Annotated in this window: 14 protein-coding genes and 1 other annotated feature; of the genes, 10 read left to right on the top strand and 4 right to left on the bottom strand. The window is 50.2% G+C overall.

Features of this window, described 5'->3' with window-relative positions:
• The first annotated feature begins 134 nt into the window (after positions 1 to 134).
• From T504_RS13910 to T504_RS0108670, 3 genes are read left to right on the top strand one after another with little or no spacing between them, the layout of a single operon-like run.
• On the top strand, positions 135 to 998 hold the full coding sequence (locus tag T504_RS13910) for a hypothetical protein (protein ID WP_051635295.1): 864 nt from the start codon (positions 135 to 137) through the stop codon (positions 996 to 998).
• Between the two features lie 12 nt (positions 999 to 1,010).
• The gene (locus T504_RS0108675) at positions 1,011 to 2,153 is read left to right on the top strand and encodes a glycoside hydrolase family 3 protein (RefSeq protein ID WP_033170681.1); all 1,143 of its coding nucleotides are present in this window, start codon (positions 1,011 to 1,013) and stop codon (positions 2,151 to 2,153) included.
• A gap of 3 nt (positions 2,154 to 2,156) precedes the next feature.
• Complete coding sequence (locus T504_RS0108670) at positions 2,157 to 3,590, top strand: hypothetical protein (protein WP_033170680.1); 1,434 nt, start codon at positions 2,157 to 2,159, stop codon at positions 3,588 to 3,590.
• Between the two features lie 68 nt (positions 3,591 to 3,658).
• Here the strand turns inward: T504_RS0108670 and T504_RS0108665 are convergent, their stop codons facing one another.
• From T504_RS0108665 to T504_RS0108655, 3 genes are read right to left on the bottom strand one after another with little or no spacing between them, the layout of a single operon-like run.
• Entirely contained in the window at positions 3,659 to 4,501 is an 843-nt protein-coding gene (locus T504_RS0108665) for a MetQ/NlpA family ABC transporter substrate-binding protein (RefSeq protein WP_033170679.1), read from the bottom strand.
• A gap of 28 nt (positions 4,502 to 4,529) precedes the next feature.
• Entirely contained in the window at positions 4,530 to 5,183 is a 654-nt protein-coding gene (locus T504_RS0108660) for a methionine ABC transporter permease (RefSeq protein WP_033170678.1), read from the bottom strand.
• Entirely contained in the window at positions 5,152 to 6,213 is a 1,062-nt protein-coding gene (locus T504_RS0108655) for a methionine ABC transporter ATP-binding protein (protein ID WP_033170677.1), read from the bottom strand. Before T504_RS0108655 ends, T504_RS0108660 begins: the two co-directional genes overlap by 32 nt.
• Before the next feature lie 246 nt (positions 6,214 to 6,459).
• Here T504_RS0108655 and T504_RS0108650 point away from each other — a divergent pair, with 246 nt between their 5' ends.
• From T504_RS0108650 to T504_RS14235, 5 genes are all read left to right on the top strand, one after another.
• On the top strand, positions 6,460 to 8,514 hold the full coding sequence (locus tag T504_RS0108650) for a methyl-accepting chemotaxis protein (RefSeq protein WP_033170676.1): 2,055 nt from the start codon (positions 6,460 to 6,462) through the stop codon (positions 8,512 to 8,514).
• Positions 8,515 to 8,671: 157 nt separating this feature from the next.
• Positions 8,672 to 8,967, top strand: a binding site (T-box leader).
• 63 nt (positions 8,968 to 9,030) lie between these two features.
• The gene (locus T504_RS0108645) at positions 9,031 to 10,359 is read left to right on the top strand and encodes an MFS transporter (protein WP_033170675.1); all 1,329 of its coding nucleotides are present in this window, start codon (positions 9,031 to 9,033) and stop codon (positions 10,357 to 10,359) included.
• Positions 10,360 to 10,835: 476 nt separating this feature from the next.
• Complete coding sequence (locus T504_RS0108640; RefSeq protein WP_033170674.1) at positions 10,836 to 11,054, top strand: DUF1659 domain-containing protein; 219 nt, start codon at positions 10,836 to 10,838, stop codon at positions 11,052 to 11,054.
• A gap of 27 nt (positions 11,055 to 11,081) precedes the next feature.
• Positions 11,082 to 11,297 carry a DUF2922 family protein gene (locus T504_RS0108635; protein ID WP_033170673.1) on the top strand — a complete coding sequence of 72 codons (216 nt, stop codon included), beginning with the start codon at positions 11,082 to 11,084 and terminating at the stop codon, positions 11,295 to 11,297.
• On the top strand, positions 11,294 to 11,446 hold the full coding sequence (locus T504_RS14235) for a YvrJ family protein (protein WP_231473885.1): 153 nt from the start codon (positions 11,294 to 11,296) through the stop codon (positions 11,444 to 11,446). The genes T504_RS0108635 and T504_RS14235 overlap by 4 nt, the downstream gene beginning before the upstream one ends.
• Before the next feature lie 113 nt (positions 11,447 to 11,559).
• On the opposite strand, the gene T504_RS14590 is transcribed toward T504_RS14235, so the two are convergent.
• Positions 11,560 to 12,237: a hypothetical protein gene (locus T504_RS14590; RefSeq protein WP_156033508.1), complete on the bottom strand. Its 678-nt coding sequence runs from the start codon at positions 12,235 to 12,237 to the stop codon at positions 11,560 to 11,562.
• An 88-nt stretch (positions 12,238 to 12,325) separates the two neighbouring features.
• Between T504_RS14590 and T504_RS0108625 the strand changes: the two genes are divergently transcribed.
• A complete protein-coding gene (locus T504_RS0108625; RefSeq protein WP_033170671.1) occupies positions 12,326 to 13,675 on the top strand; it encodes a GumC family protein in 1,350 nt (449 codons plus the stop codon).
• 5 nt (positions 13,676 to 13,680) lie between these two features.
• On the top strand, positions 13,681 to 14,919 hold the full coding sequence (locus tag T504_RS0108620) for a glycosyltransferase family 4 protein (protein ID WP_051635294.1): 1,239 nt from the start codon (positions 13,681 to 13,683) through the stop codon (positions 14,917 to 14,919).
• The last annotated feature ends 573 nt before the right edge of the window (positions 14,920 to 15,492 follow it).

The following is a 15,492-nucleotide window of genomic DNA, read 5'->3' as shown; positions in this document are numbered from 1 at the left end:
AGTCAGCGGGGGTTTTGTGATTGGCTGTAGGATATTTTGTTCTTGGCAAACTTTGAATAATAGCGTTATAATTATTTTTAGACTTATTAAATATACATTAAAGCCAGTAGACATTGGTGTTAGGAGGTTTATTCATGGAGAATAGGGAAACTGCGACTGCTGAATGGCGTTGCAGTTGCGGACAGTCTGGCAACAAGGGCAATTTCTGTGTGAAATGTGGAAAGCCACGTCCGGTGGTAAGTCAGCCACAAGCGCCGCAGCAGCCACAGCAGCCGCCTATGCAGCAGATTCCGCCGCAAAACCAGCAGCCTTACGGGCAGCCTTACGGGCAGCAATACGGACAGCCAAACTATCAGCAGCCGATGTATGGACAGCCGGTTTATCAGCAGCCATATCAGCAGCCGGAGGATAAGAATAAAAACCTCAAGATCGGTTTGGGGATTGCCGCCCTGATTTTGGTGCTGGGGCTGGTATTTTTTGCGATGAGGGAAGGCGTTTTTGGGAATGAGCCTGCGCCGAGCAACTACAGCACGGTCTCGAAAAACGGGGAAAAGGCAGCGCCGAATCAGACGGCGGACAAGAAGCAGGATGGCAGCCGCGAGATGAAGACGGATCTTTCGCTGGGCGGAATGGACCTGGGGATGACGGTCGCGCAGATGCACGAGACGTTGGGGCAGGAAATATCCACCAAGCAGAAGGATGGCATGGTATTTTACAAGTATCCGACGGTTGAGGTCGGTACCCGTGGCGATATGGTCACTTCACTGGTATCGGAGACCGATAGTGCCGTGACAAAACGCGGTCTTCATCAGGGCTCGTTGCTGAGCGAGGTGAAAAATACCTATGGTACGGACTACATGAAGTCGGAATATGGCGGCAAAGACCTTTACGAATACCGCTATACGGATCTTCAAGGACAGACGGGTATCTTGCGTTTTGCGGTAGTTCAGGGAACGGATACGGTCAACTACATCAGTATTCGCCGTACGACCGAGTAAAGCAGGAGAATCATGATGATCAAGAAAAAATGGGCAATCGCCCTGAGTCTTATGATGGGAGCCTTGGCACTCTGCGCTGGTTGCCTGTCGACAGCTGATACGGGGAAGGCGCTCGCGGACAAACCTGCTCAGACACTGGATGAGCAGGTCGATACCATCGTGGAATCCATGACGCTTCCGGAAAAAGTTGGGCAGATGGTCATGATTGGTATCTATGGTACGGATGTAAATGATGATAGTTTATTTATGTTGCATCAGTATCATATCGGCAATATCATTTTGTTTGACCGCAATCTCGAATCGGCGGAGCAGACAAAGGCGCTTACGGACCATCTTCGTGAGCAGGCCGAGCAGAAAGTACCGCTATTCATTGGGATTGATGAAGAGGGCGGTGCCGTGGTTCGTGGCAAAGCATTCATCACGCCACCACCGTCCCAGCAGGAAATCGGTGCATCGGGCGATGTCACCAAGGCTGAGGGCTGGGCGGATAGAACCGCGCAGCAGTTAAAAAACTTGGGGATTAATGTAAATTTTGCGCCCGTGGCTGATTTGGGCGGCACGCGCGGCCGCTCCTATGGACAGGACCCCGAATCGGTAACCAAATTCTTAGCGGCTGCGGCCCAAGGGTATGAAAAGAACCGCGTGATGTATGCGCTCAAACATTTCCCGGGGATTGGCCGAGGAACAGTGGACACGCATCTCGATGTTTCCACGGTCATGGCCAGCCGGGAAGAACTCATGCAGAACGATGTAGTGCCATTTAAGGGAATAATCAGCAGCCGCTCGGAGGAAGATTACTTCATTTTGGTGGGACATCTGAAATATCTGGCCTTTGACCCTGAGCGGCCGGCCAGCCAATCCCCCGCGATTGTGACAGATCTTTTGCGCAAAGAACTCGGCTATGATGGTATCATCATTACCGATGACTTGAACATGGGGGCTGTGGCGAAATACAGCAGCCCACGTGAGCGCGGCATTCAGTCGGTCAAGGCTGGAGTGGATATGATTATGATGTGTCATGAATATTCCTATGCAACGGACGCTTATCTGGGCATCCTGGAGGCCGTGGAAAACGGTGAGATATCCCAGCAGCGAATCGATGAATCAGTAAAAAGGATTGTAAAGGCAAAATTATTGCACCAAGGGAAGGAGTAACCAATGGAAGAAAAGCAAGAATGGACCTGTGCCTGTGGCCAGAAGAATTCCGGCAATTTTTGTGAGATGTGCGGAAAGCCCCGGCCGGAAGCGCAGCCCGCTGACGGATCGAATCATGAGGCGATGGAGAATACCCAGCCGCAGCCGCCAGTTACCACGGCGATGGAGACACAAGCACAGCCGACGGCGCAGCCCGCTGATTCGGTAGTGACTCCCGAACAGGCCGCTGAGGCCGAGAAGGCTGCGCAGGCCGCCATGGAGCTGCAGCAGCAGGCACAGCAAATGCCGCCACTTGATGCCACGCAGAGCATGCCGCCTGTGCGGGAACTTGCTCCTATGCCACAGCAGCAGCCTTGGCAGCAGGGGATGCCGCAGCAGCCGATGGTACAGCCCCAGCAGCCACCATACATGGCACCGCCGCCACCGCCGGGTTACGGCTATGGACCAATGCCGCCGAAAAAGAAACATACGACGCAGATTCTTATCGGCATCGTAGTAGCGCTCCTCATCGTTGCCGTAGGTGCCTTTGCCTATGTCCGCGGAGCGGAAGACCGCTATGTAGCCAAATGTGTCAAGGGCGAGGAAGTCGTCACCGAGGTGCAGAATCTCCTGAAGGAGACGAAAGACCTCAATGGCGATCCCGATGCGGATGCGACCAAGGACTTTGTTGTCCGCTTGGATAAAGCGGGCGAGAACCTGGATAAACTGGCCCGCGACCTCAAGTCTTCGCGTACTGGCAGCAAGTACAAGGATGCCAATCAGAAACTGGTTGAGGCCGTTCAGCTGGAGCGAAGCCTCATCGATGACACCAAAACAGTCGTCAATCAGCCTCTCGATAAGGGGACAGACGAGGTGGTAAAACGCGTTCAGGCCAACACCAAAGATTTGGCTGAACGTGCAGGCGAGATTCAGATTCCCAAGACGGATTTTGCCACGGCGATGCAGCTTAGTGCGCTGCCCGATGATCTCAAGGCCTATATTAACAAGAAAAAGGCCATCGAGGAACAAAAACGTATCGAGGCCGAACGCCGTGCGGCTGAAGCCGAAGCCGCGCGTAAACAGGCCATCCGTGACCGCCAGGCTGCACGCAACCAGCGGATTATCGATGCTTCCAATGGCGTAGAATTCCTGGCCACCAGTGTTCGCCGTACCAGCGCAAATCGACTGGATATCGACGGCTATTTCTACAACGGTTCGTATAATTCCATCCAGAAAGTAAGCAGCATGACGCTGAATATCACGCTCTATAATAACGGTGCGCAGGTATATTCGGATCACTTCTATTTTTACAACGACATGTACCTCGGCTCGCTGAGTCCGAAAGGACGTCAGAACCAGAGCCTCTGGGTAACGACAAACGGTCAGTCGATTCCAGAGTTTGATGAGTTTGAAGTAAATTCTACGAACGTACATTGGACGTATTGGCGAAACTTCTAAAACGCAACAAAAAAGCATGTGGGCGATTCCACATGCTTTTTTGTTGCATTTAAAATTTAGCGATAAGATTAGAAGGCTGCGACGACAGCACCTTTGTATTTATCGTTGATGAAGGCCTTTACTTCCGGGCTCTGCAGAGCTTTGATGAGGGCCTGGATTTCCGGGCGGTCTTTATCGCCTTCGCGGACAGCAAGGATGTTGACATAGGGGGACGTGCTGTCCTCCATGAACAGAGCATCTTTCGTCGGAACGAGGTTAATCTGCATAGCATAGTTGGTGTTGATCACAGCGGCATCAACATCTTCCAGGGTACGCGGCACCTGAGCTGCCTCTACTTCCTGGAATTTGAAATTGTGCGGGTTTTCGGCGATGTCCTGGACGGTAGCCTTTTCGCCAGCGCCCTCTTTAAGCTTCAAAAGACCTGCTTTTTCCAGCAGCAGCAGCGCACGGCCGCCGTTAGTCGGGTCATTCGGGAGGGAAATCACAGCGCCGTCTTTGAGGTCCTTGAGGTCTTTGACCTTCTGGGAATACACGCCCATCGGCTCGATGTGGATGCCGGCTGCATTTACGAGTTTGACTTCCTTATGTTCTTCCATGAAGTTCGTAAGGTACGGTTCATGCTGGAAGAAGTTCGCATCGAGCTCCTTGTCGTTCAAGGCAAGGTTCGGCTGGACGTAGTCGGTGAATTCGACAATGTCCAGTTTGATGCCGTCCTTTTCGAGCAGCGGTTTTACCACTTCGAGAATTTCGGCATGGGGAACAGCCGTGGCGCCGACTTTCAGCGTTTTCATACCCGAGGAATTCTGGGCTACGGCACTGGTGCCGGAGCTGCTCGAGTCACTGCCACCGCATCCGGCGAGGGCAAGGGTAGCGACTGCAAGAGCCGCGATAAGTGCAAGAATCTTTTTCATAGGTAAGCCTCCTTAAATTGTAATCGGATTACTTTTTATCTAGTTTTTTCGCCAGGGTATTACCCACAAGCTGGACTAGCTGGACTAGGATTATGAGGATGACCACGGTGGCAACCATTACCTCCGGGCGGAAGCGCTGGTAGCCGTAGCGGATTGCCAGATCACCGAGTCCGCCGCCGCCGATAGCACCGGCCATAGCGGATTCGCCGACCAGACTGATGATAACGGTAGTGAGCTGAGCGGTGATGCTGGCCCGTGATTCCGGCAGCAGAACCTTCCAGATAATCTGGAACGGCGTAGCGCCCATGGACTGTGCCGCCTCAATAAGACCGTAGGGAACCTCCTTGAGGCTGGTCTCGACCTGACGGCCGATAAAGGGAATCGAGGCGATGACCAGTGGGACCATAGCGGCTGAGGTGCCGATAGCGGTACCGACAATCATGCGGGTCAGCGGAATGATAGCGACCATCAGGATGATAAACGGGATGGATCGGATGACGTTGACAATGGTGCCCAGGCATTTGTTAAAGCCTGTGGACTCCAAAATCTGCCCCTTCCCTGTGGTATGCAGCAGTACGCCGAGCGGGATGCCGACGATTGAGGCGATGACCATGGATACCACCACCATATAGACGGTTTCACCCAAAGCCTTAGTGAGCAGTGGAATCATGTCGGTGAACATAGCCAATCACCTCCTCTTTGAGATCTTTTGCCTGCAGATAGGCGAGAGCCTCCTGGACGCGTTCATGAGGACCGGTGAGCCCTATAATCATGCGGCCAAATGGCGTTGACCGAATCTGGTCGAGGTTGCCGAAGAGCATGGTGGTCTCGACCTCCGGGAAATTCCGGATCATGCCGGCGATGACGGGATCATCGGCGCGTTCGCCGATAAATGTCAACCGAACTAAAAGATAAGCATCAGGTGCCGGCTCCTGCGAGACGATGCTGCCGCGGAAGGCCGCCGGTAAATCATTCGAGAGCAGTACACTGATGAATTCCTTCGTGATGGGCTGCTGCGGATTCGTAAAGATATCAATGACTGAACCTTGCTCAGCGATGATGCCTTTATCGATGACGGCGACCTTATCGCAGATATCCTTGACGACCTGCATCTCATGCGTGATGACAACTACCGTCAGCTGCAACTTGCGGTTGATGTCCCGGATAAGTTCCAGGATAGCCTTGGTGGTCTGCGGGTCAAGGGCGCTCGTGGCCTCGTCGCACAGCAGTACCTTTGGCTCGCTGGCGAGTGCCCGGGCGATGCCGACACGCTGCTTTTGGCCACCGGATAGCTGGGAAGGATATTGGTCAGCCTTAGCCTCCAAACCGACAAGCTTCAATAGTGGCCGTACCTTCTCTTCGATTTTAGCGGCAGAAACTCCTGCCAGTTTCAACGGGAAAGCAATATTCTCATAGACCGTTGCCGAAGAAAGCAGATTAAAGTGCTGGAAAATCATACCGATATCCTTGCGGGCTTCCCGCAGCTCGCTGGCAGACATTTTCGTCAGCTCCTTGCCATCGACGAAGACCTGTCCGGATGTAGGCCGTTCCAGCATGTTTATGCAGCGTACCAGCGTTGATTTGCCGGCACCGGATAGTCCGATAATGCCGTAGATCTCACCGCGCGCAATCTCAAGATCGATTCCCTTGAGTGCTTTGACCGGGCCACTGGGACTATCATAAGTCTTCTCTATATGAGAGAGCTTAATCATAAGCACGTTTCCTCCAATTCCTAGTAGTATTATATGTTTTGCATAATAACACATGGTTGACAGATTGTCAATGATAAAGTGTATATTAGGAAGGAGTATACACTCCCGATACACATTATACCACGAAGACATGTGTTGCATAAATTATTTTTGCAGGCAGGATATGGCTGGTCGAGTAAAGAAGTATACGGGTAATAGACATGTAAGGAAAGCATTCGTAAAGAATAGCAAACAGGAGGGATAAACATGTCAGACAAACACAGAAAATCGGAACAAACAGGTAAAGTCCGCACAGTCAAAACCGAAATATTGATGTATGTATTACCGGTTGTCATCATTGGCCTGGTCGTGATGGCTGGGGTTATTTTCAAATACGTCGGTTCGACCTTTGAAGAGCAGCTCACGACAACTTCACTGCGGAATGCACAGGAGGTATCCGATGGAGTATCGAGCTGGCTGGACGCACGTATGCTTGAGACGCAGACCGCGGCCAGCAACCCGGCGGCAAAAGCACTCAAGGATTCGCCGGAAGGGATGAACGAGAACAACAAATATCGTCTGGCACTCATGAACAAAATCTATCCGGGTGTCTACGATAGTGTCAGCTGGGGCCCGTTTGACGGCTCGGGGGTACTCTATGGCGAGACCAAGAACGGCTTCAAAGAAATGCACAATGCGGATAAGGCATGGTACAAGGAGACCATGACGGGGGCGAAGGATTCGTTCATGGCTTCGCCGGTTATCTCGCAGGCAACAGGCAAGATCATCGTCAACTCCATTGCGCTGGCCAAAGATGAAAAGGGAGAGAATGTCGGCATGGTCCTGGCGGCTATCTACGTGGATGCCGTCATGGAAAAGGTAGGCAATTTCAAACTCGGTGAGGATGGTTACAGCCTGCTTGTTTCGAAAGAGGGTACTTATATCGTCAATCCGGATGAGAATGCCGTCATGAAAAAGAAAATCTCGGAAGAAGACGATCCAGCGCTTCGCGCGCTCGGAGAGAAAATGTTATCGGGCGAGGCTGGTGTCTATAAATATACCAATAAAGACGGCAGGGATATGATTGCCTTCTACAATCCTATCAAAGCAACGGGCTGGGGCATGGCTACGATTGCCTATCAGGATGAACTCTTTGCGCCGGTGGGCAATGTCCTGAAAATCATGGTGGGCATCAGCGTGCTGCTGATCCTCTTGATTTCTTTAGGGGTTGTCTTCACAGTGAACCGCACGATGCGCCCGCTTTCCCTTATGATGGAGGAAATGCGGCTGCTGGCAGATGGCGATTTCCGCAATCGTCCGAGCCGTATAACGGTCAGCAACGAACTGGGCCAACTGGCTGGTGCTGTCCGGTCTATGCGGCAGGAAGTCCGTGGGGTACTGGATCGTGCGAACTGCTCCTCGGAGAGCCTTTCCTCTTCGGCGCAGCAGCTGAGCTCTACGACCGAGCAGTCGGCACAGGCATCCAATCAAGTTGCAGACTCTATCGTTAAAGTCGCGCAGGGGACAGCAGAACAGCTGGATGCCGTAAACTCTACAAGTGGCGCTATCGAAACGCTTAACGAAACCATCCAGAGTATCGCCGGCCAGGCCGATCAGGCAGCCAGCCACGGCCGTGAGGCTGCTGAGGTAGCCCGCGAGGGGGGCAAGACGCTCGAGCAGGCCATCGGTCAGATAAAGCGCATCGAACAGAGCACGAACGAGTCAACTGGTGTCGTTACTGCATTGGGAGAGCGTTCGGCTGAGATTGGCCAGATAGTCGATACGATTTCGTCTATCTCGGAGCAGACTAACCTGTTGGCCCTCAATGCAGCGATAGAGGCTGCCCGGGCTGGTGAGCATGGCCGCGGCTTTGCTGTCGTTGCCGATGAAGTCCGGAAACTGGCTGAGTCTTCGCAGACAGCCGCACAGCAGATTGCCGAACTGATCCAGCAGACGCGCAAGGATACGGAAAATGCCGTTGCTGGCATGCAGGCTGGCAGTGAAGAGGTTCGTGTCGGTACGCAGAACATCATCAGCATGGGGGAGAGTTTCCGTCGTATCATCGAGATCGTCGAGGCTGTATCCGATCAGGTTCAGCAGATATCGGCTGCAATCTCGGGAATGGCAGCGAACGGCGAGGAAATCGTCAGCCACATCCGTACCATTGGCACCGCCAGCCGTGCTGCCGCTGAGGAGGCAGAAACCGTTTCGGCTGCTACGGAGGAACAGAGTGCCAGCGTGCAGGAAATCTCCAACGCCAGCGAAAGCCTGGCCAAGATGGCGCACGAACTCCGTCAGGAGATTACGAAATTCAAATTATAACGCGGAATAAGTGCGCGAAATGAGAAACAAAAGTCCCGTTGAACAGTTTAGGTGCTGTTTAACGGGATTTTTGTAGTTTTATGAAATAATAGTTGACAACTTTACATATGGGTGCTATTATCGTATGTAAAGTTGTAAATGCTAAAACACATATAACACACAGTTGATGACGAGAAAGAGTATGTTCACGGTGAGACGCATAGCGAGCCGGGTATGGTGAAAGCCGGTAGTACAGCGGGAGCAGAAAATCATCTCCGAGACATGGCGCTGAACGGCAGCAGATCGCTGTCAGTAAGTGGCCACGGCAGCTCCCCGTTATAGGAGCCGCGTATGATGGTACGTTGATTGCAGGAAGAAACTATATCGATGCCGCCAGAGTACGTAGTAGAGCGCCATAGCGGACAAAAGCTATGGAATCTGGGTGGTAACGCGGATATATCGTCCGTCCCTTTATCGGGACGGACTTTTTTATTACGCAAATTTATTTTTGCTATTATTTTTTAGGAGGAATCATCTATGGAAAATCTGGACCTTGACCGACTCAAACGCAAACGGGACTGGCGTATCATCCTGCCGGTATTCCTGGTATCCATTATTGCCTGCATCGATCGCGTCAACGTGGCCTATGCCAAACTCACCATGACGCAGGACCTCCCCTGGATTACCCCGGAGGTATTCGGTGCCGGCGCAGGCATCTTCTTTGTCGGTTATCTCATTTTCGAGATTCCTGGATCGCTGGTGGCCGCAAAATTCTCTGCGACGAAGTGGATCGCCCGCATCATGTTCACCTGGGGATTAGTCTGCGTGGCCATGGCCTTTATGACGACTCAATTCCATTTCTATCTCTGCCGTTTCCTGCTCGGGGCTTCGGAGGCAAGCCTCTATCCGGTTATCTACTCCATCCTGTTCCCGCGCTGGTTCACGGCGGCGGAACGCTCCCGGGCTACGAGCCTGATGCTCACGAGCCTTTTGCTCTCGAACATCATCGGTGCGCCAATGGCTGGTGTCCTCTTAGAGACTTCGTTTTTTGGCATGCATGGCTGGCAGGAACTCTTCATTCTGGAGGCCGTTCCGGCCCTGGCTTTTGCCGTATTCTTCTTCTTCTGTGTCAAAGACCGTCCGGATCAGGTTCATTGGCTCACGGCGGCTGAGAAAAAATACCTCACGGAAAACTACGAAGCCGAGCAGGCCGCTATGCAGGGCCGCAAGAAATACACGGTCCTCAAAGCCTTTAAAGATCCGAAAGTCCTCAAACTCTGCCTCATTTACTTCCTTTGGGTCGTTGGCTTCTGGGGCTTCTATTTCTGGATGCCGACGGTGCTCAAAGAACTCTCTGGTCTTTCGACCTCGCTCCTGGGCGGTGCTATCGCCATCCCGATGACGGCAGCTCTGGTCGTGCAGGTCATCATCGGCTATACCTCCACGCGTACGGGGGATAAAGTCTGGCATGTAGCTGGCGCTCTCTTCGTCGGCGCTGTCGGTCTGGCCTGCTCGCCCCACGCGGGCAGCCTCGGCATGGCCCTCTTCCTCGTCTGCCTCTCTGCTATCGGTATCCATGCCGCTATGGGCGTGTGGTGGACGATCCCGACAACCTTTCTGACTGGCCCTGCCGCTGCGGCATCCGTAGCCCTCATAAACAGCTGCGGCAACATCGGCGGCTGGGTAGGCCCGAACATGATGGCATGGGTCAAAACCACCACGGGCAATTTCGACCTCGGCTATTACGTCATGGGTGCCTTCATGTTCCTCTCCGGACTGCTGGTTCTTTCTATTAAATATAAAGCCAACGGTCAGGTTCGCGAAGATGCCGACCCCGTAGCCAAAGTGGCGACGGTTGACGCGTAATAGATAAGTGGGATATTGTAAGTAGTTTCATAAATAATACAAAAGCGCCCGTCGTTTTAGACGGACGCTTGCCTATGGGTGAACGGTCCATAGGCGGAGGATCTTCATACAGTTGCGGATTACCATCTGTCGATCCATCTGACAACGTAACAGCCGATTACGCTAGCCAGTACAGATAGCAAGAAATTGATGAGATTTTGTTCCACAGAAAATCACCTCCAATCGGCGGTGATTCCGCAACGAGTTCTATCTTAGCAGAATATTGAATTTCCCGCAATAGTATGCTATACTGATTTTAAGCTAAGGAATTGATGAGATTTCCATAGAGCGCAGGACTGTGGCTTGAACAACCGCAGTTCTTTTTTTTTGCAGCCGAAAGGCTGCTTTTTTTCTTTTCGCGTCATGTATAAAAGTGAGAGGGGCAAGGAACCACTCCTCGAGAAACTACTATCCCATATAGAAAGGAAGTAATCCAAATGGCAAAACGCAAAGACAACACCACCAAACTCATCTTCAAAGTCGTCATTGGCCAGACGGCCGATGGCAAAGAAAAGCTGGCCCAGCGCACCTATAGCAACATCAACGCCGAGCTCACGGACGATCAGTTCTATGCGGTAGCCCGTGCACTGGCCGAGTTCCAGACGGGCACGGTCAGTGCCTACATCCGTCAGGATGCCAGCAGCATCGTAGCGTAACCGTAGATAGCGAAAGGAGAATGCATTATGAAATCCACACTCAAAATCCTCATGAATCTGGCCAACGGCAAAACGACAACGATTACGGTCCCGAATCCCCGTGCGGACATCACGAAGGCAGATATCGACGCCTTCGTCGAGGCCATCACCTCCACGAAAGCACTGATTGTCGCCGGCTATCCGGCCGTGGGCCTCAAAAAGGCTTACATCCAGAACGTGGACGATCAGGAAATCGTCGCATGACCATGGAAAACACCATCCTGACGGCAATATCCACCGTTGGCTTCCCCATCGTAGTCACCTTCTACCTGCTAACCCGTTTCCAGCGCTCGATGGATAACTTCACCGAGCAGCTGGCAAACCTGGTAAAAGAACTTCAACGCCGCCCTTGAGATAGAGAAAGGCTCCCTGCAGATTGCGGGGAGTCTTTCGTGTGAAAAACAATGCAAAAACAATTGTAATTTATATTTAATCAATTTATAATAATAACAAGGCGTCTAATGTTTCACACCTGTACTAAATAATGGAAAAGAGGAATCCATCCATGATTTATCCGCATCCACATGAAGTAAACGCCATCGTTCCTTTTACCACCGCGGATGGTGGAGAGGGAACCAAGATCCTGACGAGCAGCGGAGAGTGCATCATACAGGAGCACCGGACAGCCAGCTATGTCGTCAGGCACTATGCTGAGGACGAGGACAAGACGTTGCGGCTGATAGGCCACCACTACGCGCCGAGCCTGGGCGCACGTCATGCCTTCCTGCTCCCGATATCGCTCGATATGCTGCTCGTGGGACTCAAATACCGTACCCCGGGCTACAGCACCCAGCATCGGACATGGGCCTACATCAACATCAGTCATGTCGAAGGCCTCCGTGCAGATCCCGAAACCAAGCGGCACAGCTACATCGAACTCACGGGAGGAAAGATCCTGCATCTGCTGTGGTCCGTAGCTACCGTACGGCAGAAACTCATCGAAGCCCAGTACATCCATTTTCGTCAGCTCCATCAGACCAGACTCATCCTGCAGCGCATCGACAATCACATGATGCGCAAAGGCACGGTACCCGGCTGGATGGGAGAAAAGTCCTAATGATATAACAAAACAGCAAAACAACACGCCCAGATAATTGGAAATAATCGAATTATCTGGGCGTTTTTGCGTGTGTAAAATTGACATAAAAACACACGAATTATATAATTGCAATAGATGTGTATAGATAATGGTGCATATTAAAATATAAGAAGAAATAGGGGAGAAAAATCACATGGAAAAAGAAGAAAGCATTGACCTCGGCAGACTCCTGCAGATCATGCTCGAGCGGAAGACAGTCGTGGGCGGCATCATCGCCGCCTGCACCATCCTCGCCGTTATCGTAGCCTTTATGCTGCCAAAACAGTACGAGTCCACGACACTCGTCCAGACCCGCAGCGCCGGCAAAGACATCGGCGGAGCTGCTGCCATGGCAGCAGCAATGGGGATAAACGTCGGCAGCCTCGGCGGCGGCAGCTCGAATGCCTCACCAACCAACTACATCGAACTGATGAAAAGCCGCCGCGTCCTCGAACCGATTATCGACGAGATGGAATGGCCCGATGGCAAAAAGCCACAGGCCAAAGATTTCGCCAAGCAGAAACTCGACATCAAGAATACTAAGCAGACAAACCTCATCGAAGTAACCGCCAAAGGCCGTACGCCAGAAGAGGCCCAGATGATCTCGCAGGGAGTCGTGGATAACTTCCTGACCATGCAGACCGAAAACAGCCAGCAGACGCAGAGCCTATTGGTGCGATTCCTCAACGAGCGCATCGAAAATGCGAAGCAAGAAGCCGACGATGCGGCAGCAAAACTGGCTGCTTTCCAGAAAGAGCACAAACTCTATAGCCCCAATGACCAGGCCAAGCTCGCTATCGAGCAGCTCAATGCCTACGACAAAACCATCGGTGAGATGCAGGTAGCACAGAAATCGGCCCAGGCCCAGTACGATGTAGCTACCCAGAAACTCGGCGAACAGAAAGCTGGAGCCGCTAGCTACAACATCAACGATAACAGCACCGTCCAGAGCATCCGTGCGCAGATTGTCGCCAAGGAGGTAGAACTCGTCGGCCTGCGCCAGAAATATACCGACAATCATCCGTCTGTCATCGCGGCACAGCGTCAGCTGAATCAGCTCAGCCAGTCGTTATCCGATGAAGTCGGTGCCGTCGTAAACTCCAACGCCGCCAGCCTCAACAGCGCCCAGATGGAACTATTAAAGAACCAGGCGGTAGCCCAGGCACAGGCCAGCGCCGCCAGCGCTAGTGAAGCGGCTATCAAGGAGAAAAAAGCCGAGAAAGAAACAGAAATCTCGCAGCTCCCAGAAGCCGTCATGGACTACATTAAACTCGAAAGCGACGCGAAAATCAAACAGCAAATCTACACCAGCCTCGTCCAGCAGTGCGAACAGGACAAAATCCAGGAAGCCATGGAAAGCATGGATATCCAGATCATCGATTCAGCCAATTTACCTAAAAATCCTTCAGGCCCTAGAATGATGTTAGTGGTAGTTGTTGGTTTTATCATAGGAGGATTAATTAGCACGGGATATTCATTAATTTTATACAAAAAGGGAGAATAATTGCTGTGGCTCAAAGTGTTTATCTGAAAGTAAGGGCAGAAAATGAAAACAATGTAGAAAAGAAGAGAGCTTTGTTTGTAACAACTACAGCATCTATGATTGACCAATTTAATCGTGGTAATATCGACACATTGCAAAAGCTAGGTTATGAGGTGCATGTGGCTTGTAATTTGAATACTGGAAATACAACATCGGCAATGTCAACACAGAAGTTTATTGAAGATATGCAGGCACTTGGTGTGCGTATTTTCGATTATCATTTTACCCGTACACCGTTCGCTTATGGCAAAAATATGCTTTTAAGTTTAAAGCTTAGAAAGCAAATAAAAAAATATCGCTATATGATAATTCATTGCCATACTCCGGTAGGTGGAGTCGTGGCCAGAATTGCAGCGGCCTTTAATGTGCAGAAATGGGGAGGGAAGGTAATATACACTGCGCATGGTTTTCATTTTTTTAGAGGTGCTCCTCGAAAGAATTGGGTACTATTTTACCCAATAGAACGAGAATTATCATGGGTTACCGATACCTTGATAACTATCAATAGAGAAGATTATAGTCGCGTGAAAAACTGTTTTCATGCCACCAATATTGTTTATGTTCCTGGCGTGGGAGTTGATACAGATATTTACACAAATGAGGGCCTTTCTTTAAAGAAGAAGAGAGAGCTACGAGAGAAAAAATTGCCAATATGCTGTTCTTTGAATGATATTATATTGTTTTCGGTCGGTGAATTAAATAATAATAAAAATCATCGTGTGATAATTAAAGCATTAGGGAAAATAAGAAATCCAAATATTTTTTATTTTATAGCTGGTATTGGCGGTCAAAAAGAGCGATTGAAGAAATATATAGAAGAATTGGGATTATCTAAACAAGTTTATTTATTAGGGTATCGTGATGATATTGATGATTTGATGCGTTTGAGTGATATATTTGTTCTACCCTCTAGACGAGAAGGTCTGAATGTTTCTCTTATGGAAGCTATGTCTTCGGGGCTGCCTTGTGTAGTTAGTAAAATTAGAGGAAATTGTGATTTGATTGAATATGATAAAGGGGGGTATTTAGTAGATGTTGATGATGATGATGGGTGGAAAGAATCAATCGTAAAAATATGTAGTAGAGAAGCTGAAAGAGAACGGTTCGGAAAATATAATAAACTACGAATAAAAGATTTTTCACAGGAGAAAGTTCAAGGAATAATGGCAGCTATTTATAGTGGGAGATATTTTCAAAATAAGTGAAATGAATCATCTAAATAGGTGTTATATTTCGTTTTGTATTTAAGCGGCTTGTAGGATGTAAGATCATAATAAACGCATTATTCTTCATATAGTCGGTGAGGATAGTAGCTATGGCTTTGATTTTTGGAAATATTCTCTTAGTAAGCCGCTCGGATTTTCGTTAGAGTTCCTTTGCTATGGTTGGCGCAGTTATAGGAAATAGAAGGGAAGGAAATTCTAGTGATTTAGAACGCCTGTATGGCAGGACTCTGTCAAGCATTGCAAACATAGCCTTCGCACACATACCATGTAAACTGTAGTGTCATGAATGATAGGGATTCTACACTTTTTCTAAGGAACAATTTAATGGCTTCGTGTTGCTTAACGGGAACCTTTGGGGGTCAAGTAGCCTGCTTTTATATGTTTCTTAATATTTTATAACTTTATTATTCTCCTGGTAGTGCCATTGAGGAATGTAAAATGGGTTGTGTGTAATGATTTACGCACAAACTGATTTATAACCCATGCAGAGGCAATTACATATAGATGCGGAAGGCAACAATAGCCAAACGTAAAGATATATTGAAGCGATAT

The sequence above is a fragment of the Selenomonas sp. ND2010 genome (genome assembly GCF_000702005.1).
In the GTDB taxonomy this organism is placed as follows: domain Bacteria; phylum Bacillota; class Negativicutes; order Selenomonadales; family Selenomonadaceae; genus Selenomonas_A.
Note: the sequence above shows the minus strand (reverse complement) of the source record. Positions and strands in the feature narration are given on the sequence as shown.